Here is a 20,003-nt window from a genome sequence, read left to right as displayed (position 1 = left end):
GCCGCATCGGCCGGCATCGTTGAAAACAGCGGAGGGGGCGGGTTACGCGATGGCGAGTGCGTCGAGCGCTGCCGCGAGCGTTTGTGCGACGGACTGGCCCGAGGTATCGATGCGGCAGTGCGCGCAGGCGCGGTACAGCGATTCGCGCGCGTCGTGCAGCGCGGCGAGCGCCGCGCGCGGGTCGGCGACGTTCAGCAGCGGCCGGGACGCGTCGCCGCGCGTGCGGTGCCACAGGGTGTCGAGATCGGTCGCGAGGTGGATCACGAAACAGCGCTGGCCGAGCCGGGCGCGCGTGTCGTCGCGCAGCACGGCGCCGCCGCCGGTCGCGAGCACGAGCGCCGGCCCGCGCGTCAGCGCGTCGATGACGTCGGCTTCGCGTGCGCGGAAGTCGCCCGCATGGAATTGCACGGCGACGGGCGCGCCGAAGCGGCGTTCGAGTTCGCGGTCGGCGTCGACGAACGGCAACGCGAGCGCGCGGGCCAGTGCGCTGCCGATCGTCGTCTTGCCGGCGCCGGGCATGCCGACGAGCGCGATGCGCGTCGGGCCGGCCTGCGGGCGCGGGTTCACAGGCGGCTCCGCAGCGACGGCGCGCGGCGCGTCACGGCGGCGATGCGCTGCATCCGGACGTAGTTCGCGAGCGGGTCCAGCGCATCGGTGATGAAGGTGTGCGGCGCGCCGGCGGCCGTGTCCAGCGCAATGCCGGCGACCACGAGCGTGCCGTCGCACAGGGCGTCGGCGAGCGCGCCGATGCGGGCACCAAGCGCCGGCGACGCAGCGCCGAGATCTGCAATGACGCGACGCGAGCGCGGCCAGTCGACCGGCTCCGCCGGGCGTATCGGCCAGCGTGCCAGCAGGCCACCGGGCAGCGGCGTCGCGGCCCGTGCAGCGGACGTTTCGAGCACCCGCCAGGTCAGCGGCGCCGCGGGCAGGCTTGCGCGCCAGCGGCCGTAGGCGGTCGCCGCGGTGTCGCCGACCGCTACCGCCGGAAGCCGGAGACGCTCGCAGCGCCGCAGCAGGCATGCGATGCCGGCGGCGTCGGGCGTGCCGCGCACGAACGGCAGCAGCTCCAGTTCGTCGTCGTATTCGGCGCGCAGCGCGCGCAGCCATCGCCCGGCGGCGAGCGGCAGGCAGTCCGCCGCGGCGATGCCGCACAGCACGAGCAGGCGATCGTCGCGACCGTCGCGAATCGCGAGCAGCCGGGTGGCGACGCGGGACGAAGCGGGCGCCGTCGTCATGATGCGTCGGGGCCGTCGGTGTGCCGGTCGGTACCGCCCGCGGCACGCGGATAGGCGCCGAGCACGCGCAGCTCGGAAGCGGCGAACGCAATCTCGTCGAGCGCCGCGCGCACGTTCGGATCGAGCGGGTGCCCGCCGAAGTCGATGCAGTACCGATACGCATGGCCGGCGTCCCGTGCCGGGCGCACGTCGACCCACAGCAGCGGTGCGCGGTGGTGGGCAAGCGCATCGAACACGCGCGCGAGCGCGTCGGGCGCATCGGTCGGCCGCAGCACGATGCTCGTGCGGTCGTGGCCGGTCGGCGCCGGCGTCTGGCCGCCGACGATCACGAAGCGCGTGCGATTGTCCGGGTGATCCTGGATCGCGCTGGCGACGATTCGCAGTCCATAAAGCGCGGCCGCGGGTTCGCCGGCGATCGCCGCGCAGTCGTACAGGTGCGCGGCCTCGCGTGCGGCCACCGCGTTGCTGGACACCGGGATGCGGCGCAGGCCGGGCGCATGCGCGTCGAGCCACGCGCGGCATTGCGCGAGCGCCTGCGGATGGCCGACCACGCTGTCGACGCCGGCGAGCGAGCCGCTGGCGCTCAGCAGGCAGTGCGCGACCGGCAGTTCGATTTCGCCCGTGACGGGCGCCGCTTGCGCGATCAGCAGGTCGAGCGTGCGGGTCACGGTGCCTTCGGACGAATTCTCCATCGGCACGACCGCGCATTCCACGTCGCCGCGCGCGAGCGCGTCGAATACCGCGTCGATCGTCTCGTGCGCCTGCCCGCGGGCGAATTCGCCGAAGTGACGCAGCATCGCGGTTTCGGTGTAGGTGCCCGACGGGCCGAGGAACGCGACGGACGGCAGCGATTGCGCGTCACGGCTCGCGCTGAACAGCGTCTGCCAGATGGCGCGCAGGTCGCGGTCGCGCAGCCCCCACGGCGCGCGCGTGCACAGCTCGGCGACGATCGACGCTTCGCGGGCGGGCTGCCGCACCGCGAGCCCCGCATGCCGCTTGAGATGACCGATCTCGGTTGCGTGAGCGATGCGTTGGCCGATCAGCTCGAGAAGCTGGTCGTCGATCACGTCGATCTGCGCGCGGCGGCGTGCGATCGCATCGTCGATCGACGATGGGGCGGCAAGTTCGGTCGGCGTCATGGCGTGTCGATCCGTGAAGTCGCGGAAACGGCCGGGCGGTGCGTGGCGAGGTGTGTCGCCGCGCCCGGCTGCATGCGTGCGACGGCGCGCGCGTATTCGGCCTCGAGCCGTTCGACGATTTCGGCGACGCTGAGCACCGCGTCCATCGCGCCGACGCCCTGGCCGGCCCCCCAGATGTCGCGCCACTGCTTCGCGCCGCCGTCCGGCGAGAAATCGAGCTGCGCGCCGTCGACCCGGGCGAGCCGCCGCGCGTCGAGCCCGGCCGCCTCGATGCTCTGGCGCAGGTAGTTGCCGTGGACGCCGGTGAACGCGTCGGTGTAGATGATGTCGGCCGCGCTGGCTTCGACGATCGTGTCCTTGTAGCGCTGCACCACGTTGGCTTCGTGCGACGCCAGGAAGCGCGTTCCGATATACGCGAAGTCGGCGCCGAGCGCGCGCGCGGCGGCGATCGCGTCGCCCGTCGCGATCGCACCGGACAGCGCGATGAAGCCGTCGTAGAAGCGCCGTACTTCCGTGACCAGCGCGAACGGCGACAGCGTGCCGGCGTGGCCGCCCGCGCCCGCCGCGACGAGGACGAGGCCGTCGACGCCGGCTTCCAGCGCCTTCTGCGCATGTCGCACCGTCGTGACGTCGTGCAGCACGATCCCGCCGTACGCGTGGATCGCGTCGACGACGTCGCGCGACGGGGCGCGCAGGCTCGTGATCATCAGCGGCACGCGCCGCTCGATGCAGATGCGCAGGTCCTGTTCGACGCGCGGATTCGACGGATGGCAGATATGGTTGACCGCGTACGGGCCGACCGGCGCATCGGGATGGGCATCCCGGTACGCGCGCAGCGTGCCGTCGATCGTGTCGATCCAGTCGCCGAGCTGCGCGCTGAGCCGCGCGTTGAGCGCCGGAAATGCGCCGACGATCCCGCTCCTGCACTGGGCGAGCACCATCTCGGGATAGCTCGCGATCAGCATCGGAGACGCAATCACCGGCAGCCGGAGACCCTGCAGCGGAAGCGGAATCATGGTCGGGCTCCGGCTCGTCAGCGTGCGAGCGCCGCGCTGTCGCGCCGCTCGGCCAGGCGGCGGTGGAAGCCGTCGCGGCTCACGGCGCAGCGCGTATGCACGCCTTCGCCGACGACGCCCACCGCGTCGCGCACCTCGACCCGGTACGTCATCATGCGACCGTCGACCTCGATCAGTTCCGCATCGACCGTCACTTCCCATTCGGGCGGCGTCGGTGCGAGATGCTTGATCTCGAAGTTGTAGCCGACCGTCATCTGCCCGGCCGGCAGCAGATGGTCGGTCGCCTGCATGCAGGTCTGTTCGATGAAGATGATCATGATCGGGCTCGCGAGCGCGTGCGCTTCGCCTCCCCATTGATCGGCGAGCGAAATCGTGTCGACGCGGTGGGTGGCGCGGGCACGCAGGCCAGTCTGGATAGTCAAGGGCAGCTCCTGAACGGGTGAGGGAAGGGTAGGCGGTCACGCCGCGCGCGCCGTGGCGGCCGCGCGGCGTTGCATCTGGCTGAAGATGTTGCGGTAATGCATTTCCTCGGTGCCGCCGGCCGAGCCCATCGCGAGCGCGTCGGCGACGAAGGTGGCGAGCGGGCCGCGCCGGTAGCCGTCGCTGCCGTGAATCGCGAGCAGGTGCAGCGCGGCCTGCGCGAGATCGCGCGCGCCCGCGAGCTTCGCGATCGAGCAGTTCGCGAGCGCCTCGGGGCGCTGCGCGACGAGCAGGTCGAGCGCCGCGCGCGCGGTCCAGCGGGTGCGCTCGATGCCGACCTGGATGTCGACCAGCCGGCGCTGTACGTGTTGATGCGCGTCCAGCGCGACGCCGAGCGTTTTGCGGGCGCCGGCGTGCGCGAGCGCGTCGGCGAGAAACGGCTGGGTGACGTTCGCGCACAGCAGGCCGAACAGCGCGCGATTCATCGACGCGATGTCCATCAGCAGGCGCAGCCCGTCGCCGGGCGTGCCGAGCAGTTCGTCGGCGTCGACGCGCACGCCGGACAGTGCGAGATCGCCGATCGGAAGATCCGCGACGCCGAACGTCGCCTGCGGGGCGCTGCGCTGCACGCCCGCGCGTTCGGGATCGATCAGCACCAGCGCGGTGGCCGGCTTGCCGTCGCCGGTCAGGGTCGCGACGATCATCATCAGGCGCGCTTCGGGCGCGTGGCTGATGTTGTACTTGTGGCCGTCGAGCCGGTAGTGGTCGCCGTCGCGAACAAGGCACGTTTCGAGCGCGCGCACTTCGGTGCCGGTCCCTTTCTCCGAGATCGCCGTGGCGCCGATCGCGCCGGACAGCAGCGACGGCAGATGCTGTGTGCGCTGCGCGTCGGAACCGTATGCGACGAGCGCGCGAATCAGCGTCGCCTGATTCGCGAGCGCCATCGCGAAGCCGACGGAGCGCAGCGCCGCGGCGACCGCTTCGAACGCATCGACGAAGTCGTGCCAAGTGCCGCCCGCGCCGCCGAGTTCGCGCGGCACCGGCACGCGCCACAGTCCCGCGTCGGACAAGGCATCCCATGCTTCTCGATGGAAGGCGCCGCAAGGGGCGGACCGCGCATGTCGTTCGGCGATGTCCCGGTATGCGGCGGTCGTCGTGTGCTGTGCTTCGCAGGCGGTGAGAGTCATGTCGGGGCGCGAGACTTTGCATGGATCGTGTCGCCAATCTAATGAAAAGCCCCCGGACGAGAAACTGTCAGTTATTGCACTTCGACGCGGTGCGCGGCGGCGGATGATTCGGGCGCAAGCGGCGAGGCGATGGGAGGCGGAGCGAGATTGCCGGACGTGATCGTGATATCCGTCGCGCATCGGCGCGAGCGAGGGCTGCCGGACGATGGCGGTCACGCCGTGCCGTCGTCGGCGGTATCGCGGCGCTTCGATGACGGGAGACGATCGCGCGTCGGTGGTGAGGCGACACGCGGCGGGATTGCCGACGCTTCGTCGTTCAGGTCGATTCGGTTGACTTCGCAGTCCATATCATTCGGACGACGTTGAATGCATTCGCGTCGAATTCCCGATGCTCGTTTCGTTGCCGTCACACCAGCCGGGCGTCGAGCACGCGTCGGTGGAGCGTGCGACAAATAAACCGCCAGTCGATTCGGACAGCCCGACCCCGTCGCACCGACGATCGGCGACATCATGTCCGGCCTTGCCTCCGTGAAATTGTCGTGCTAGTTTTTCATGAAATTTATCGGCGTAATTTTCACGGAATCCGCATGTTCGTGCAGTCCGACCGTCACGTCGCAAGCTACTACGCCGGCACCTACCCGGCGCCGATCCCGCATCGGCCGGCGCTGGACGAACGTGTCGACGCCGACGTGCTGGTCGTCGGCGCGGGCTTCAGCGGGCTGCATACGGCACTGCGGCTCGCGCTCGCGGGCAAGCGCGTCGTCATGCTCGAAGCGAGCCGCGTCGCCTGGGCCGCATCGGGCCGAAACGGCGGACAAGCGCTGCTCGGCTGGTCGTGCGACATGCAGCCGCTCGAGGATGCGCTCGGCCGCGACGGCGCGCGCCTGCTCTGGGACAGCATGCGCTGGGCAGCGGCCGAGGTGCGCGAACTGCCGGCGCGGCATGGTTTCGACATCGATTACCGGCCCGGCAGCCTGTGGGCCGCGGTGCGGCCGCGGCGCGTCGCGATGCTCGCGCAGGCCCGCGACGAAGCCGCCGAGCGGTGGGGCTACGACCGGCTGCGCGTGATCGGGCGTGACGAGATGCCCGAATGGATCGGCGGCACGCGCTATCTCGCCGCGCTCCACGATCCGGAGGCCGGCCACCTGAACCCGCTGAAGCTCGCGCTCGGCCTCGCGCAGACGATCGAGCGCGCGGGCGGCCGCATCTTCGAACAGAGCCGCGTGCTCGACTGCCGCGAGACGGCCGGCGGCCACGTCGCGCGCACGGCGCGCGGCGAAGTGCGGGCGGACGTGCTGGTGCTCGCCTGCAATGCATACGTCGACCGGCTCGATCGCGATCTCGCGCGCCGGCTGCTGCCGGTCGGCACGTACCAGGTCGCAACGGCGCCGCTCGCGCCCGACGTCGCGCATGCGCTGCTGCCGCGCAACAGCTGCGTGATCGACAACCAGTTCGTGCCCGACTATTTCCGCCTGAGTCCGGACAACCGGCTGCTGTTCGGCGGCGGCTGCACGTATCTCGGCGGCATCCCGGCCGATATCGCGGCGGCGACGCGCCCGCATCTCGAACGCGTGTTTCCGCAACTGGCCGGCGTGCCGCTCGACTACGCGTGGGGCGGTCACATCGACATCAGCATGCGTCGCACGCCGGACATCGGCCGCCACGGGCAGCGTTTCTGGTTGCAGGGTTTTTCGGGGCACGGCGTGCTGCCGACGCTCGCCGGTGCGCGCGCGGTGGCCGACGCCGTGCTCGGCGATGCCCACCTGCTCGAGCACTACCAGCGCATCCGCAACCCGCGCTTTCCCGGCGGCGACCGGCTGGCCGCGCCGCTGGAGGCGCTCGGCAAGGCCTGGTACCGCCTGCGCGATACCGTTTGACTGCATCGGAATCCTTCATGAACGAACAGGAAGAGATAGAAAGTCTGGCGATCCTGATCCGCGACCTGCGCAAGCATCGCAAGGTCACGCTGAGCGATCTCGCCGAACGGATCGGCCGCTCGGTCGGCTTTCTGTCGCAGGTCGAGCGCGGGCTGTCGCGTCCGACGGTTGCGGATCTCACCGCGATCGGCGAAGCGCTCGGCGTGCCGACCACGTATTTCTACAGCCTGAGCAAGCCGCGCAGCGTGCCGTGGGTCACGCGGCCCGACGAACGCCGCACCGTGCATTACGCGGCCGGCATTACCGACATTCTCGTGTCGCCGAACATGCGTTCGCGCTTCTCGATCCTCGAAAGCCATCTCGGGCCGGGCGCGAGCAGCGGCGATCGCCCGGTCGACGACAGCGACGAGCAGGGCGGCTTCGTGCTCGAAGGAGCGCTGACGATCTGGATCGACGGCGACGACACGCCCGTCACGCTCGGCCCGAACGATGCATTTCAGCTTCCCGCGCACAAGCGCTTCCGGTATGCGAACCTGACCGACGCGCCGACGCGCGTGATCTGGGTGTTCACCTGAGTCGAGCGGTCGGCGTCGCTGCCCGTCGCCCCGCGCAGCCTGTTTGCAGTACTGATCGACATGCGGCATGCGTTGCGCGGTGCGCCGCATGAGTCCGGTTCGCCGCGTGGCGGCACCGCCCTACAAGACATGGAAAGGATGAGACATGGCTGACGTCGTTCCCGCGCTGGTCAGTGAAGTCCGCGCATTCCGGCAGGCGCACCCCGAGATCCGTTATGTCGACCTGATCTGCCTCGACCTGCCCGGGCATTTCTACGGCAAGCGCTATCCGATCGACGCGCTCGAGAAAGTCGCGTCGGGCTCGCTGCTGAAGCTGCCGCAGAACTGCGTGCTGCTCGGCACGCAGGGCGGCCTCTACAAGATCGGCGATTACTGTTTCAACGACGGCGATCCCGATGCGCCGCGCCGCCTGATCCCCGGCACGCTGAAGCCCGTGCGCTGGGAACGGCAGCCGCTCGCGCAGATGCTGATCAGCTCCGACGGTACCGATTCGCCGATCGAATTCGAGCCGCGCGAGGTGCTCGCGCGCGTGCTGCGGCGGTTCGCGGCGCGCGGCATCCGGCCGGTCGTCGCATTCGAGCTCGAGTTCTACCTGTTCGCCGCGCAGCTCGCGCAAGGGTTGCCGCAGTATCCGCGCGATCGCCTGAGCGACGACCGCGACGATCAGCCGAACATGCATATCGAGCGCCTGACGCGCTTCTCCGACGTGCTGCACGAGATGGTCGACGCCGCGTGCGAACAGGGCGTCGATGCGACGGTGATCACCGCCGAGCTCGGGCCCGGCCAGTTCGAGATCAACTTCGGGCATACCGACGACGCGCTGCGCGCGGCCGACTGGTCGGCGCTGTTCTGCCGCAGCACGCGCGGCGTCGCGTTGCGGCATGGCTATCGCGCGAGCTTCATGGGCAAGCCGTATCTGCATGCGCCGGGCAGCGGGATGCACGTGCACGTGAGCCTGTATGACGACGCGGGGCGCAACGTGCTTGCCGCTGACGGGCAGCGGCCGTTGCGGCACGCGGTGGCCGGCTGCCTCGCGCTGCTGCCGCATTGCATGCCGGTGTTCGCGCCGAATCACAATGCGTTTCGCCGCTACGGGTCGATGGTGAACGCGGCGAGCCGCGCGAGCTGGGGCTTCGAGGATCGCGACGCGTGCATCCGGATTCCGGAGTCGGATGCACGCAACCTGCGGATCGAGCACCGGCTCGCGAGCGCGGATGCGAACCCGTACCTGGTGCTGGCGGCGATCCTGAGCGGGATGGAGCACGGGCTCGATGCGCGGCTCGAGCCGATCGCGCCGCTCAACGACGATCGCGGCAGCGGCATCGATTTCCCGAAGGAGATGCTGTCGGCGGTCGCAGCGATGCAGGATCATCCGGCCGTGCGCGAAGGGCTCGGCAGCGAATTCGTGATGGTGTATTGCGAGAACAAGCGGCAGGAGGAGCTGGATTTTCGCAGCGAGATCGGCGCGCGGGAGTATCGGTGGTTTCTGTGATGGCCGCGCGCGTCGAAGCAGCCGGCTAGGGAAGTGCGCGCCAGTAGCGCACTTCCTCGATCGGCGTACCGTCGATCTCGAACGTCTTGACGTCGCATTCGGCGACGAAACCTTCGCGTTCGTAGAACGCCCGTGCCCGACGGTTTTTGACCAGTACCCACAGCGATACCCACGCATGGCCCGCGTCATGCAGTGATCGGCATGCGTGGTCGACCAGCAACGCGCCGATGCGTTGCCCGCAATGCGACGGATGCAGATAGATCGCTTCGATTTCGCCCCAGGCTCGATCCTTGTCGGCGTCGCGCGTCGGACCGTATGCGATCCAGCCGGCCAGTGCGTGGTTCGTGAACGCCAGCGCGACGCGCGGCCGTCCCGCGTCGAGTGCCTGGCGCCAGGCCGCCGTCCGTTTTTCGACCGACAGGCCGGCGAGGAACGGGGCCGGCATGATGTCCGCGTAAGTGGCCTGCCACGACGCGACGTGGATGTCGGCGATGGCCGGTGCATCGGCGGAGGTGGCCGCGCGGATGTCGATCGTCGTCGTGTTCGGTGCCATGCGCCCCTCGGTGTGGCCGGTTGCCGTATGCCGCGCTGTTGTCCGCCGGGTTCACGCCGCCGGATCCGGACTGCCGTCGATGGTGAAACGGTAGTGGATGTCCACGTGCGATGCGTCGCCAGGTGCATCGGTTTTCTTGAACACGAACTCGAACGCGGGTTCGAACCAGCCGTCGCGTGCGATTTCCCCGCCGAGGATCTCGACGTCGTACCAGCCGTTGTCGATTTCAACGACGGGCCTGCCCGGTTCGCGATAGCGCGCAAGCAGCGCATTCACCGTGTCGTCGGTGAAACGTTCGAGAATGCGCCACGTGTAGAGCATCACCGCACGATGCTCGACGCGCAATACGTATCCGCCGCGCCGATGCTGCAGGCGGCTGCCTGATTTCAGCAATTCGGGCGTGTCGCCGTCCAGCGTGAAGATGATCGTATACGGATGATTCTCGATGCCGGCCAGCGGAATGACGATGCCTTCCAGCACCGCGTGGTCGCCGCTGTCGCCGGTCGTGAACGCCGATGCGACGTCGTCCGGTAGCCCGTGTTCATTCTTGTAGCGCTTCAGCAGCAGAAGATCGCCGACGAGAAAGTAGTCGATCAGATCGTTGAGGACTTCAGAGAACTCATGCCGCATCGTTGTTCCTTTCGAGCAGCGTGCCGTGCCGCGACATGCTTCGCGGCACGGCACGCGTGGCGATTTTATTCGCCGAGCTTCGATGTCACGCACCCCGTGCTCGAGCATTCGCGCTCACGCTCGCGCAGGAACGACAGCCGCGATTGCGTCATGTCGTTCGCGCACTGGATATCGACGAGGTAGCTGCTGCCGCGTGTTTCGCTGCATTGTGCGTCGCGTTGTTTCAGCCACGCGAGCTGACCGGCCTTCAGCGTCGCCTGCTGGTCGCCGCTCAGTTGCTTGCGCAGCCGGCCGTATTCGTCGTTGAGATCGCGGTCGGATTGCGAGAACTGCGTGCTCGTGCAATACACCTGGTCGAACGCGCTGCGCGGCTTTCCGCAGCCGGCCGCGTGCGCGGTGAACGGAACGGCAAGCGCGAGCAACGCACAGGATGCGAGCAGATTCTTCTTCATGGTGAGGCTCCTGACTGGGTGAAAACCGGTGAATCCGACGGGCGATACCGTCGCTTATCGGGGTGTCGTACACGCGTCGATGCCGCCCGCGATCGCGGTGGACAGGCGCTGGATCGTCTCGCGCCGCGCGAGCCGCGCTTCCTCGTCCGGATTGACGATCACGCCCGCTTCGACGAGCACGGCCGGAATCGGCGCGGTGCGCAGCACGACGAGATCGTCGAAACGGTGGATGCCGAGTGGCGGGTCGATCAGCGGGCGGTTCTCGCCCTTGATCGGTTGCGCGTGATACAGCGACGGCCGTTCGCCGGCCGCGACCAGCCGCTCGGCGATCGCCTTCGCGCAACGCAGGCTCTCCGTATAGTGCGGATTACGTTCCGACACGAACACCGAGAAGCCGCGGAATTCGCGCTGGCGGCCCGCGTCGATGAACTGCTGCTGCATCGAGTCGTGGTGGATCGATACGAACAGGTTCGCGTCGGGCGCCTGCGTCGAACGCCGATCGAGCGCGATCTCGCGGCCGTCCGCCGACGTGCGCAGCACGCGGTCGCCGTGCGCGGCGAGTGCGTCGGCGACCGCGCCGGACAGGTCGAGGTTGTACAGGTATTCGACGCGGCCGCTCGCGCCGGTGGAGCCCGGATGCGCGGGCGTATGGCCGGTGTCGACGACGATGTAGCGCCCGCTCGCGGGCTCGGCAACGGAAGCGCCGGGAGCGCCGCGGATAGCGGCGGCGTCGGCTGCGTGCAGCGCCGGCGGTGCGCCGAGCAGCGGGGCGCACGCGAGCACGCGCGCGGCGGCGCGCACGAGCGGGCGAAGGCGTCGGAGGGTTCGGTTCGTCATTGTTGTTGTCGAGAAGGGCGGTCGGCGCGTCGAACGGCGCGCCGCCGTCGGCCTGCTCAATGCAGTCGGAATGTCGCGCGATTATAGCGGGTGGCGGCGACGCCGCAATGACGAACGGCGGTTGTCAGGCCAGCACGCGCCGGGCCGCCAGCATGCCCCAGTACGACGCTTCCTCGAACAGCGACAGCCCCGACAGGTCGGCATGCGCGAACAAGACGGGGCCGTCGGCATCGCGCAATGCGAGCAGCCCCGGCCGGCTCAGGAAGCCGACGTCCGGCGTGGCCATCGCATGGCCGCGCACGGTGATCTCCAGTGCGGTCGCATGCTTCCACAGCTCGCGTCCGTATACGGCCTGCAGGTCGATTGCCGCCTGCTCGCGCAACGCGTCGGGCCTCGCCTGCGCGAGCCAGCGGCGCGTCTCGTCCGGCGTTTGCGTGCTCAATGCCTGATAGGCGGAGAACACGGAGCGCGTCGGCGGCGACATCCGGATCAACTGGTGCGTCGACACGACATAGCCGAGCCCCGCGCCGTCGTAGACGACGTTGTCCCACGCGAGCGGCACGCCGGCTTCCTCGGCGGGCATGCCGTCGAGCAGGAAATTGGACACGAGCCACGGCGCGCGCGGCGGCAGGTCGCGCGCGGGTTCGAAGCCGTACGCGGCAAGCTGCGGAAACACGCGCGCCGCGACGAACAGCGGCATCGCGCATACGACCCGGCGCGCCTTCAGCATGAACGTCGACAGCGCGCCGTCGTGGCCGACGCGGGCGCACAGCACGTCGACGCCGCCCGCGCGTTCGGTCGCGCGCACCGCGAAGCCGTCCCGCGACCATGCGTTCGAGCCGGTGCGCGCGGCGATCGAATCGCTCAGCTTCGTCACCATCGTGTGCAGCCCGTCGGGCCAGGTCAGCACCGCGCCGTCGCCCGCGTCGCCCGCATGGCCGCCGCGCGACGAGAAATAGTGCAGCCCGGCCCATGCGGAGACGTGCTCGTAACCGGCGCCGTAGTCGTCGCGGCAGCAGTAGTCCAGATACCAGTGCAGCGCCTTCGCGGTGTAGCCCTCGTCGCGCAGCCACTGGCGAAACGAGCGCCGGTCGAGTGCGCGCCAGCGTGGGTCGCGCGACGAATCCGCGATCGGGATGCAGAACACCTTGCGGCCGTCGGCACCGTGCGCGGTGCGCAGCCCGTCGGTGTACGCGAAGAAGCGCGCCTGCTGCGCGAGTGCGTCGGCGTCGAGGCCGGCGGTCGGCACGATGCCGTCCTGCCACTGCCCGCCGATGAACAGCCGTTCGTCCGGTGCGTGGACGAGGGCACGCTCGTCGTACACGGGGCGCGCGGAGAACGGCGCGGATTCGATCACGCCGAGGTCGGCGAGCATGTCGCGCAGATGCACGGATTCGCGCGACGGCAGCGGCAGGTAGTGCGCGCCCTTCGGATAGCCGAGCGCGCCGAAGCGCCCGCCGGCCGCGTTACCGCCGAATTCGGGGCCGGCGAGCACCGTGAAGCGCGTATGGCCGGCGCGCGCGAGCTGCCATGCGCACGACAGCCCGGCCGCGCCGGCGCCGAGAATCGCGACATCCGTCTCGATCGTGCCGGACGGCGGCGGCAGCATGGCATGGTCGCGCAGCGCATGGCCTTCGCGCATGCCGGGGTAGTCGACGCGCGGCGTCGTCTCGATCCAGCCGGTGCGGCCGCAGGCGGCGAGCGACGCGGCCGCCGACGCGACGAGGAACGTGCGACGGTCCATCAGCGCAGCACGTGCTTCCAGTCGTCGTCGAAGCGGCGCACGAGCGGCTGGTCGTTGAGTTCGTTCGGCGACATCGGCAGCGCCGGCATGTCGGCCGGAAAGTGGAACATCTCGGCGGCCGTTTGCGGATCGAGCCAGCGCGTCGGCACCGAGTAGTGCGTCGGCACCGTGAAATCGCGGCGCTTGCCGGCGATCACGAAGCCCCAGTCGCCGAACGACGGCACGTAGCAGTGGTACGGCCACGTGTTGAACCCCGCTTCGCGCAGTGTCGCGATGATGGTCCAGTACGCATGCGGCGCGAAATACGGCGACGTCGACTGGATCACCGTGTAGCCGTTCTCCGACAGGTGCCGTGCGAGCAGCCGGAATACGGGCACCGAATACAGGCGGCCGAGCCCGAAGTTGGTCGGATCGGGGAAGTCGACGACGATCGCGTCGTACACGTCGGCATTCGATTCGAGCCAGCGCACCGCGTCGTCGTTGATCACCTGCACGCGCGGATCCTTCAGCGCGCCCTGGTTCAGCTTGACGAGCGGCGCGGACGTCGAGAACAGCTTGGTCATCGCGGGATCGAGATCGACGAGCGTGATCCGTTCGAGATTGCGGTGCTTGAGCAGTTCGCGCACCGCGAGGCCGTCGCCGCCGCCCAGCACGAGCACGCGCTTCGCCCACGGCAGCGCCTCGATGGCCGGGTGGATCAGCGCTTCGTGATAGCGGTGCTCGTCGCGCGACGAGAATTGCAGGTTGCCGTTCAGGTACAGCCGCATGTCGTCGTGCCACTGCGTGAGCACGATGCGCTGGTACGGCGTCGTTTCCGAATAGATCGTCTCGTCGCCGTACACGCCGTGCTCGGCCCAGTGCGTGATGCGCTCCGACAGCGCGAACCCGGCAATCAGCAGCCCGATCACGAGCGACGCGCGCATCAGCTTGCCGCGCACGTTGCGGATTTCGTCGCGGAACAGGTGGGTCGTCCACAGTGCGACGAATGCGTTCAGGAGACCGAACAGGAAGCTCGTACGCAGCAGGCCGAGACGCGGCGCGAGCACGAGCGGGAAGATCAGCGACACGGCGAGCGAGCCGAGATAGTCGAAGGTCAGCACCTCGCTGACGGTATGGCGGAACGCCTGGCGGCGCTGCTGGAACGCGCGCATCACGAGCGGAATTTCCATCCCGATCAGCAGGCCGAGCGCGAGCACCAGTGCGTAGAGCGCCGCGCGAAACGGTGCGGCGAGCCATGCGAACACGACGAACAGCAGCGCGGCCGATACGCCGCCGAGCAGGCCGACGAGCAGCTCGATGTCGACGAAGCGGTCGAGCACGTCGTCGTCCTCGACGAATTTCGCGAGCCACGAGCCGATCCCCATCGCGAACAGGTAGCAGCCGATCACCGACGAGAACTGCAGGATCGAATCGCCGAGCAGGTAGCTCGACAGCGCGCTGCTGATCAGTTCGTAGCCGAGCCCGCACGACGCGAGCACGAGAATCGACAGGACGAGCGCACGCTTATGCAGCATCGCGCATCCGTTGTGCAGTGTTCGGCAATGTGGATATACTGGCGCGGATTTTCGTCTGGCGGCCCCGTGCGGGCCGACCGGCCACGGGGCGGCGAACCGAGCACAAAATCCGAGGAAAAGAATGAATAGTGCCTATCTTTATGCGGTTCATTTACTGTCGGCGTTCGTGCTGCTTCTTGTGTTCGCGGCAGTGTACCTGAAGGTCACCCCGTTCGACGAACTCGCGCTGATCCGCGACGGCAACGCGGCCGCGACGCTGTCGTTCGGCGGCGCGCTGATCGGTTTCTGCCTGACGCTCGCGTCCAGCATCGCGCACAATTCCACGCTCGGCGAAGTCGTGATCTGGGCCGTCGGCGCGATGATCGTGCAACTGATCACCTATGCGGTGCTGACGCGCGTGATGCCCGGCATGAATCACGCGATCGAGGATCGCAACGTCGCGATGGGCGGCCTGATGGGCACCGCGTCGCTCGTCGTCGGCATCATCAATGCCGCCTGCCTGACCTGACGCGCCACGCGTTTCGAGGAGACCGACATGAGTCTGGGTTCATTCATCCGCAAGCAGTTCATCGACGTCCTGCAATGGACGGAAGACACCGACGGCGTGCTGGCCTGGCGCTATCCGATGGAAGACCAGGAAATCCAGTACGGCGGCAAGCTGACCGTGCGCGAAACGCAGGTCGCGATCTTCGTCAACGAGGGCAAGGTCGCCGACGTGTTCCAGCCGGGGCTCTATACGCTGGAAACGCGCACGCTGCCGGTGCTCACGAACCTGAAGAACTGGGACAAATTCTTTCAGTCGCCTTTCAAGTCGGACGTCTACTTCTTCAGCACGCGGCTGCAGCTGGGCCGCCGCTGGGGCACCGCGCAGCCGGTGACGATCCGCGATCGCGAGTTCGGCTTCGTGCAACTGCGCGCGTTCGGCATCTACTCGTACCGGATCGTCGATGCGGCCGCGTTCCATCGCGAGGTCAGCGGCACGCGCGCGGCCTATACCGTCGACGATCTCGAGCAGCAACTGCGCAACCTGGTCGTCACCGCGATGAGCACGACGTTCGGCTCGGCCGACGTGGCGTTCGTCGACATGGCCGCGAACCAGTCGCTGCTGTCGCAGCGCGTCGCCGACGCACTGGTGCCGGTATTCACGCGCTACGGGCTCGCGCTCGACGCGTTCGCGGTCGAGAGCGTGTCGCTGCCGGCCGAGCTGCAAAAGGCGCTCGACCTGCGGATCGGGGCGGGGATGGCCGGCGATCTCGCACGCGCCACGCAATACCAGACCGCGCAGGCGATTCCGCTCGCCGCGCAAAACCCGGGCGGCATCGCCGGGGTCGGCGCGGGGCTGGCCGCCGGCGCGGCGATCGGGCAGGCGATGGCCGGCCAGATCGCGGGCGCCGCGCAACCGGCGCAGGCCGCGCCGCCCGCGCCCGTTGCGGCGCCGGTAGCCGCGGCGGCGACCGAGGGCGCCGATTACGTGCAGCGGCTCGAGCAATTGAAGGCGCTGCTCGACAAGGGCCTCGTGACCGAAGACGACTATTCGCGCGCGAAGGCCGAGATCCTCGCGAAGCTCACGCGGTAAGCGTCGCGCATGTTCCGTACCTCGTGCCCCCAATGCGGCGCGCCGGTCGAGTTTCGCTCGGCCGCGGCCGTGATGGCCATCTGCGCGTTCTGCCGCAGCACGCTGCTCAAGCGCGGCGCCGACGTCGAGCGCATCGGTGAACTGGCCACGGTGCTCGACGACGCATCGCCGGTCCAGATCGGCACGGCCGGGCGCTGCGGCAACCGCGTGTTCACGGTGCTCGGCCGCATCCAGATGACCTACGACGCCGGCGCGTGGAGCGAATGGTACGTCGTGTTCGACGACGGCGCGTTCGGCTGGCTGTCGGATGCGTCGGGCCAGTACGCGATCACGGTGCGGGAGCCCGACGATGCGGCAGGCCGAACGTGGCCCGCATTCGGCACGCTCGAACCGGGCATGCGGATCGACCACGGCGGCCGCGCGTATCTGGTGTCCGACGTGCGTACCGCACGCTGCACGGGCGGCGACGGCGAGCTGCCGTTCCGCGTCGATGCCGGCTGGGAGGCGCGCGTCGTCGACCTGCGCACCGGCAATGCATTCGCGACCTACGACTATTCCGACGCCGAGTCGAACGGCGGCATCCCGGCCGTCTATTCGGGCGAGGCGCTGGAATTCGATGCGCTCGCGTTCACGGGCTTGCGCGATACCGAAAACGATACGCGCGAGAAACGCGGCGCGGAGATGGTGCCGTTCGCGTGCCCGAGCTGCGGTGCGCCGCTGTCCTATGCGCCGAACGTGGCCGACTACGTCGTGTGCGGCAGCTGTCATGCAGGCGTGCAGTGCACGGCCGAGCAGCAGATCGTGTTCGCGGCGCAGCGCAAGCTCGAATCGGTGAAAGGCGCGCTCGAACTCGGCGCGATCGGCACGTTCGACGGCGTGAAATACACGGTGATCGGCATGATGCGCTGCCGCGTGCCGGGCGACGCCGAGACATGGGACGAATATCTGCTGCTGAACCCGAAGCGCGGCTTCCTGTGGCTCGTGCAAAGCGAAGGGCGCTGGGAACGCGTGCAGGTGCTCGACCATTGGCCGACGATCGGCAGCGAATCCAGCGTGACCGATGGCGGCAAGACCTACCGTTTGCGCGAGGAATACGAATCGGAGGTCGTCTACGTGGTCGGGGCATTCAACTGGCGCGTGCAGGCGGGCGACCGCACGTCGATCATCGACTACGGCTGGCAGAAAGACAAGCTGACGCGCGAGCGCAGTGACGCGGAGATCGTCTGGTCGCGCGCGCGGCCGCTGTCGGGCAGCGCGCTCGCCGAGCGTTTCGGCACGCCGGCGCTTGCGACGGCCACCGCGGCTGCCGCGGGCGCCACCGAATCGATGGGCCTGTTCGGCAGCAAGGGGTCGCACAGTTTCGCGCCGCTGCCGTTCATGTTCAGCGCGTTGCTCGTGATCTTCAACCTGGGTTCGCTGTTCTCGTTCACCGGACGCTCCGTCTACGTGCTGGTCGGCCTGCTGGTGCTGTGGCTGCCGGAATGGCTGTGGGCGCGTTTTGCGTCGGACGGGGGCAACGCGTGATCCGGTACATCCTTTACGGCATCTACGGCCTGATCGTCGTCACGCTGTTCAGTTGCGCGTCGATCGGCGGCGGTTCGGGCGGCGGCGGGTGGGGCAGTTCGTCGGCGCGCAGCGGCTACTCGTCGTACGGGTCGCACAAATGACCGCGCGCGACGGGATCGCGCCGCCCTGCGCGGTGCTCGGCTCGCACGTGCTGGCCGACCTGGCCGGCATCGACGCGGCGCTGCTGCGCGACGCCGTGCGGCTCGAGTCGATCCTCACCGACGCGGCGCAACGGGCTGGCGCGCGCGTGATCGGCGCGCACTTCCATCATTTCGGCGGCGAGCATGGCGTGACGGGCGTCGTGCTGCTGGCGGAGTCGCACATCACGATCCATACGTGGCCCGAGCATCGTTTCGCGGCCGTCGACGCGTTCATGTGCGGCGCGGCGCGCGCGGCCGACGCGGTGGATGCGATCGCCACGGCGCTCGGCGCGCAGGCGCAGGTTCGGCAGCAGGTGGCGCGCGGAGGGGCGCCGGTCAGCGCGGCAGCGCTTCGGCCTCGGCCCAGCGCTTGAACGAATCGAGACGCCGGCGCGTGTGCACGAGATAGAACGCGCCGATCAGCGGTTCGAGCAGCCAGCGCAGCCAGGACGGCTGCGCACGGAAGTGGTACGTGAACTTCACCTCGGTCGACCCCGGCGTGTGCTCGGTGAAGTTCCAGCTGCCGCTGAAGCGTTCGAGCACTTTCGGCCCTTCGACCATTTCGACGGCGGCGACCTGCGGCGGGCGGTACGAGATGTAGCGCGACACCATCGTCGCGCCCGACTGGCTGCGGCAGAACGCATCGACGCCGACATCGGCGGTCGTTCCGTCGAGCAGATAGGCATCGGTGAGGAAGCTGTCCCACACGAGCCGCCGGCCGTAGTCCTGCGACCACGTGAACAGGCGTCTGCGATCGACGCCGACGGTCCGGCTGACTGAGATCCTCATGAGGGCGGGCGCCAAGGTTCGGATTGGGATGCAATCGAGTGTACCGCGCCAATAACCTGTGTTTCGTCAGACTTCGTCAAGTCGAGCGCGGGCTCGAATGGGATCGATTGACGCACTTCGGGAATTCCCCTACGATTTATCCCAACCCTTCGGGACAGACCCGGAGCGTTTCAATCTCTTGAGGGAGCCTCATGAGTACGCAACAGAACCGGCGCTTCGACGCGCTCGTTTTCATTGGTCGTTTCCAGCCTCCGCATCGTGGTCACCTGAACGTGCTGAAGTCGGCACTGAGCCGGGCCGAGCGCGTCTGCGTGCTGATCGGATCGACCGACAAGCCTCGCACCATCAAGGATCCGTTCTCGTTCGACGAGCGCCGCCAGATGCTGGCTTCGCTGCTCGACGCGTCCGAGCGCGACCGCGTGACGATCGCCCCGCTGCAGGATTCGACCTACAACGACGGCGACTGGGTGCGCTGGGTGCAGGATGCGGTGGCCGGCGCGCTCGGCGACGTCGCGCAGCGCAAGGTCGGGCTGATCGGCCACGAGAAGGACGCCACGTCGTATTACCTGCGGATGTTCCCGCAATGGGAACTCGTCGACGTCGACGCGACGGAAGACATTTCCGCGACCGAGATCCGCGACCAGTACTTCGCCGAACGAACCAACAGCTTCGTGCAGTGGGCCGTGCCGGAACCCGTATTCGGCTGGCTCGAGCGGTTCCGCACGCAGCCGGAATTCGCGCAACTGAAGTCGGAAGCCGAATTCATCGCCGCGTATCGCAAGGCCTGGGCGGCCGCGCCGTATCCCGTCACGTTCGTGACGGTCGACGCGGTGGTCGTGCACTCGGGGCATATCCTGCTCGTGCGCCGCCGCAGCGAACCGGGCCGCGGCCTGTGGGCGCTGCCGGGCGGTTTCGTGAACCAGGACGAGCGGCTCGATGCGGCGTGCATTCGCGAACTGCGCGAGGAAACCGGCCTCAAGCTGCCGGAGCCCGTGCTGCGCGGCTCGATCAAGGATCGCCAGGTGTTCGATCACCCGACGCGTTCGCTGCGCGGCCGCACGATCACGCACGCGTGCCTGTTCAACTTCCCGACCGGCGAGCTGCCGCGCGTGAAGGGCAGCGACGACGCCGACAAGGCGCGCTGGGTCCCGCTCAACGAATTCGCGCAGATGCGCAACGTGATGTTCGAGGATCACTTCGACATCGCATATCACTTCCTGGGGAAGCTGTGACGCGCTGATTCCCCGCATTCGGTCCGCCG

Annotated in this window: 22 protein-coding genes; 9 read left to right on the top strand and 13 right to left on the bottom strand. The window is 68.7% G+C overall.

The window, feature by feature from the left end; all coding sequences use genetic code 11:
- Positions 1–42 precede the first annotated feature (42 nt).
- The 6 genes from CFB81_RS24790 to CFB81_RS24765 all read right to left on the bottom strand — a co-directional run bounded on the left by CFB81_RS24790 (position 43) and on the right by CFB81_RS24765 (position 5,213).
- Complete coding sequence (locus tag CFB81_RS24790) at positions 43–567, bottom strand: shikimate kinase (RefSeq protein ID WP_179236058.1); 525 nt, start codon at positions 565–567, stop codon at positions 43–45.
- Positions 564–1,157: a hypothetical protein gene (locus CFB81_RS24785; RefSeq protein WP_143328636.1), complete on the bottom strand. Its 594-nt coding sequence runs from the start codon at positions 1,155–1,157 to the stop codon at positions 564–566. The genes CFB81_RS24790 and CFB81_RS24785 overlap by 4 nt, the downstream gene beginning before the upstream one ends.
- A gap of 74 nt (positions 1,158–1,231) precedes the next feature.
- A complete protein-coding gene (gene pheA, locus CFB81_RS24780) occupies positions 1,232–2,374 on the bottom strand; it encodes a prephenate dehydratase (protein ID WP_084044139.1) in 1,143 nt (380 codons plus the stop codon).
- Positions 2,371–3,390, bottom strand: a complete 1,020-nt coding sequence (locus CFB81_RS24775; protein ID WP_084044138.1) for a nitronate monooxygenase family protein — start codon at positions 3,388–3,390, stop codon at positions 2,371–2,373. Before CFB81_RS24775 ends, pheA begins: the two co-directional genes overlap by 4 nt.
- Before the next feature lie 17 nt (positions 3,391–3,407).
- The gene (locus CFB81_RS24770) at positions 3,408–3,812 is read right to left on the bottom strand and encodes a thioesterase family protein (protein WP_089436845.1); all 405 of its coding nucleotides are present in this window, start codon (positions 3,810–3,812) and stop codon (positions 3,408–3,410) included.
- Positions 3,813–3,848: 36 nt separating this feature from the next.
- Positions 3,849–5,213, bottom strand: coding sequence for an acyl-CoA dehydrogenase family protein (locus tag CFB81_RS24765; protein ID WP_256121866.1), 1,365 nt, complete (start codon positions 5,211–5,213; stop codon positions 3,849–3,851).
- Positions 5,214–5,584: 371 nt separating this feature from the next.
- Between CFB81_RS24765 and CFB81_RS24760 the strand changes: the two genes are divergently transcribed.
- The 3 genes from CFB81_RS24760 (at position 5,585) to CFB81_RS24750 (ending at position 8,941) form a co-directional block, all read left to right on the top strand.
- The gene (locus CFB81_RS24760) at positions 5,585–6,874 is read left to right on the top strand and encodes an FAD-binding oxidoreductase (RefSeq protein ID WP_089436844.1); all 1,290 of its coding nucleotides are present in this window, start codon (positions 5,585–5,587) and stop codon (positions 6,872–6,874) included.
- Between the two features lie 17 nt (positions 6,875–6,891).
- Positions 6,892–7,449, top strand: a complete 558-nt coding sequence (locus CFB81_RS24755; RefSeq protein WP_069617310.1) for a helix-turn-helix domain-containing protein — start codon at positions 6,892–6,894, stop codon at positions 7,447–7,449.
- A 145-nt stretch (positions 7,450–7,594) separates the two neighbouring features.
- Positions 7,595–8,941 (top strand): glutamine synthetase family protein, encoded by a 1,347-nt coding sequence (locus tag CFB81_RS24750; RefSeq protein WP_089436843.1) that lies wholly within the window; start codon positions 7,595–7,597, stop codon positions 8,939–8,941.
- 25 nt (positions 8,942–8,966) lie between these two features.
- Here CFB81_RS24750 and CFB81_RS24745 read toward each other — a convergent pair whose 3' ends face one another.
- From CFB81_RS24745 to CFB81_RS24720, 6 genes are all read right to left on the bottom strand, one after another.
- A complete protein-coding gene (locus tag CFB81_RS24745; protein WP_089436842.1) occupies positions 8,967–9,494 on the bottom strand; it encodes a GNAT family N-acetyltransferase in 528 nt (175 codons plus the stop codon).
- A 51-nt stretch (positions 9,495–9,545) separates the two neighbouring features.
- Entirely contained in the window at positions 9,546–10,124 is a 579-nt protein-coding gene (locus tag CFB81_RS24740) for a hypothetical protein (protein WP_069617307.1), read from the bottom strand.
- A 65-nt stretch (positions 10,125–10,189) separates the two neighbouring features.
- Positions 10,190–10,576: a lysozyme inhibitor LprI family protein gene (locus CFB81_RS24735; RefSeq protein WP_089436841.1), complete on the bottom strand. Its 387-nt coding sequence runs from the start codon at positions 10,574–10,576 to the stop codon at positions 10,190–10,192.
- Between the two features lie 54 nt (positions 10,577–10,630).
- A complete protein-coding gene (locus CFB81_RS24730) occupies positions 10,631–11,413 on the bottom strand; it encodes an N-acetylmuramoyl-L-alanine amidase (RefSeq protein ID WP_089436840.1) in 783 nt (260 codons plus the stop codon).
- A 124-nt stretch (positions 11,414–11,537) separates the two neighbouring features.
- Positions 11,538–13,157: an NAD(P)/FAD-dependent oxidoreductase gene (locus CFB81_RS24725; protein WP_089436839.1), complete on the bottom strand. Its 1,620-nt coding sequence runs from the start codon at positions 13,155–13,157 to the stop codon at positions 11,538–11,540.
- Positions 13,157–14,671: a polyamine aminopropyltransferase gene (locus CFB81_RS24720; protein WP_069617304.1), complete on the bottom strand. Its 1,515-nt coding sequence runs from the start codon at positions 14,669–14,671 to the stop codon at positions 13,157–13,159. The genes CFB81_RS24725 and CFB81_RS24720 overlap by 1 nt, the downstream gene beginning before the upstream one ends.
- Before the next feature lie 121 nt (positions 14,672–14,792).
- Between CFB81_RS24720 and CFB81_RS24715 the strand changes: the two genes are divergently transcribed.
- Genes CFB81_RS24715 through speD form a run of 5 tightly spaced genes read left to right on the top strand, consistent with a single transcriptional unit; the run spans position 14,793 to position 18,327 of the window.
- Positions 14,793–15,179, top strand: coding sequence for a DUF350 domain-containing protein (locus tag CFB81_RS24715; RefSeq protein ID WP_006480820.1), 387 nt, complete (start codon positions 14,793–14,795; stop codon positions 15,177–15,179).
- A gap of 27 nt (positions 15,180–15,206) precedes the next feature.
- Entirely contained in the window at positions 15,207–16,247 is a 1,041-nt protein-coding gene (locus CFB81_RS24710) for an SPFH domain-containing protein (RefSeq protein WP_069617303.1), read from the top strand.
- 9 nt (positions 16,248–16,256) lie between these two features.
- Positions 16,257–17,771 carry a DUF4178 domain-containing protein gene (locus tag CFB81_RS24705; RefSeq protein ID WP_089436838.1) on the top strand — a complete coding sequence of 505 codons (1,515 nt, stop codon included), beginning with the start codon at positions 16,257–16,259 and terminating at the stop codon, positions 17,769–17,771.
- Positions 17,768–17,914, top strand: coding sequence for a hypothetical protein (locus CFB81_RS36255; RefSeq protein WP_175972952.1), 147 nt, complete (start codon positions 17,768–17,770; stop codon positions 17,912–17,914). The genes CFB81_RS24705 and CFB81_RS36255 overlap by 4 nt, the downstream gene beginning before the upstream one ends.
- Entirely contained in the window at positions 17,911–18,327 is a 417-nt protein-coding gene (gene speD, locus CFB81_RS24700) for an adenosylmethionine decarboxylase (RefSeq protein WP_089436837.1), read from the top strand. Before CFB81_RS36255 ends, speD begins: the two co-directional genes overlap by 4 nt.
- Here the strand turns inward: speD and CFB81_RS24695 are convergent.
- Positions 18,290–18,742, bottom strand: coding sequence for a type II toxin-antitoxin system RatA family toxin (locus CFB81_RS24695; RefSeq protein ID WP_069617300.1), 453 nt, complete (start codon positions 18,740–18,742; stop codon positions 18,290–18,292). The genes speD and CFB81_RS24695 overlap by 38 nt on opposite strands.
- Before the next feature lie 191 nt (positions 18,743–18,933).
- Between CFB81_RS24695 and CFB81_RS24690 the strand changes: the two genes are divergently transcribed.
- On the top strand, positions 18,934–19,974 hold the full coding sequence (locus CFB81_RS24690; protein WP_069617299.1) for a bifunctional nicotinamide-nucleotide adenylyltransferase/Nudix hydroxylase: 1,041 nt from the start codon (positions 18,934–18,936) through the stop codon (positions 19,972–19,974).
- Positions 19,975–20,003 lie beyond the last annotated feature (29 nt).

This window comes from Burkholderia sp. AU28863 (assembly GCF_002223195.1).
Classification (GTDB): Bacteria; Pseudomonadota; Gammaproteobacteria; order Burkholderiales; family Burkholderiaceae; genus Burkholderia; species Burkholderia sola.
Note: the sequence above shows the minus strand (reverse complement) of the source record. Positions and strands in the feature narration are given on the sequence as shown.

Coding starts and splice junctions, on each gene's coding strand:
- pheA (WP_084044139.1), bottom strand. CDS start 2,374: ATGACGCCGACCGAACTTGCCGCCCCATCGTCGATCGACGATGCGATC.
- CFB81_RS24775 (WP_084044138.1), bottom strand. CDS start 3,390: ATGATTCCGCTTCCGCTGCAGGGTCTCCGGCTGCCGGTGATTGCGTCT.
- CFB81_RS24760 (WP_089436844.1), top strand. CDS start 5,585: ATGTTCGTGCAGTCCGACCGTCACGTCGCAAGCTACTACGCCGGCACC.
- CFB81_RS24755 (WP_069617310.1), top strand. CDS start 6,892: ATGAACGAACAGGAAGAGATAGAAAGTCTGGCGATCCTGATCCGCGAC.
- CFB81_RS24750 (WP_089436843.1), top strand. CDS start 7,595: ATGGCTGACGTCGTTCCCGCGCTGGTCAGTGAAGTCCGCGCATTCCGG.
- CFB81_RS24745 (WP_089436842.1), bottom strand. CDS start 9,494: ATGGCACCGAACACGACGACGATCGACATCCGCGCGGCCACCTCCGCC.
- CFB81_RS24740 (WP_069617307.1), bottom strand. CDS start 10,124: ATGCGGCATGAGTTCTCTGAAGTCCTCAACGATCTGATCGACTACTTT.
- CFB81_RS24735 (WP_089436841.1), bottom strand. CDS start 10,576: ATGAAGAAGAATCTGCTCGCATCCTGTGCGTTGCTCGCGCTTGCCGTT.
- CFB81_RS24730 (WP_089436840.1), bottom strand. CDS start 11,413: ATGACGAACCGAACCCTCCGACGCCTTCGCCCGCTCGTGCGCGCCGCC.
- CFB81_RS24725 (WP_089436839.1), bottom strand. CDS start 13,157: ATGGACCGTCGCACGTTCCTCGTCGCGTCGGCGGCCGCGTCGCTCGCC.
- CFB81_RS24720 (WP_069617304.1), bottom strand. CDS start 14,671: ATGCTGCATAAGCGTGCGCTCGTCCTGTCGATTCTCGTGCTCGCGTCG.
- CFB81_RS24715 (WP_006480820.1), top strand. CDS start 14,793: ATGAATAGTGCCTATCTTTATGCGGTTCATTTACTGTCGGCGTTCGTG.
- CFB81_RS24710 (WP_069617303.1), top strand. CDS start 15,207: ATGAGTCTGGGTTCATTCATCCGCAAGCAGTTCATCGACGTCCTGCAA.
- CFB81_RS24705 (WP_089436838.1), top strand. CDS start 16,257: ATGTTCCGTACCTCGTGCCCCCAATGCGGCGCGCCGGTCGAGTTTCGC.
- speD (WP_089436837.1), top strand. CDS start 17,911: ATGACCGCGCGCGACGGGATCGCGCCGCCCTGCGCGGTGCTCGGCTCG.
- CFB81_RS24695 (WP_069617300.1), bottom strand. CDS start 18,742: ATGAGGATCTCAGTCAGCCGGACCGTCGGCGTCGATCGCAGACGCCTG.
- CFB81_RS24690 (WP_069617299.1), top strand. CDS start 18,934: ATGAGTACGCAACAGAACCGGCGCTTCGACGCGCTCGTTTTCATTGGT.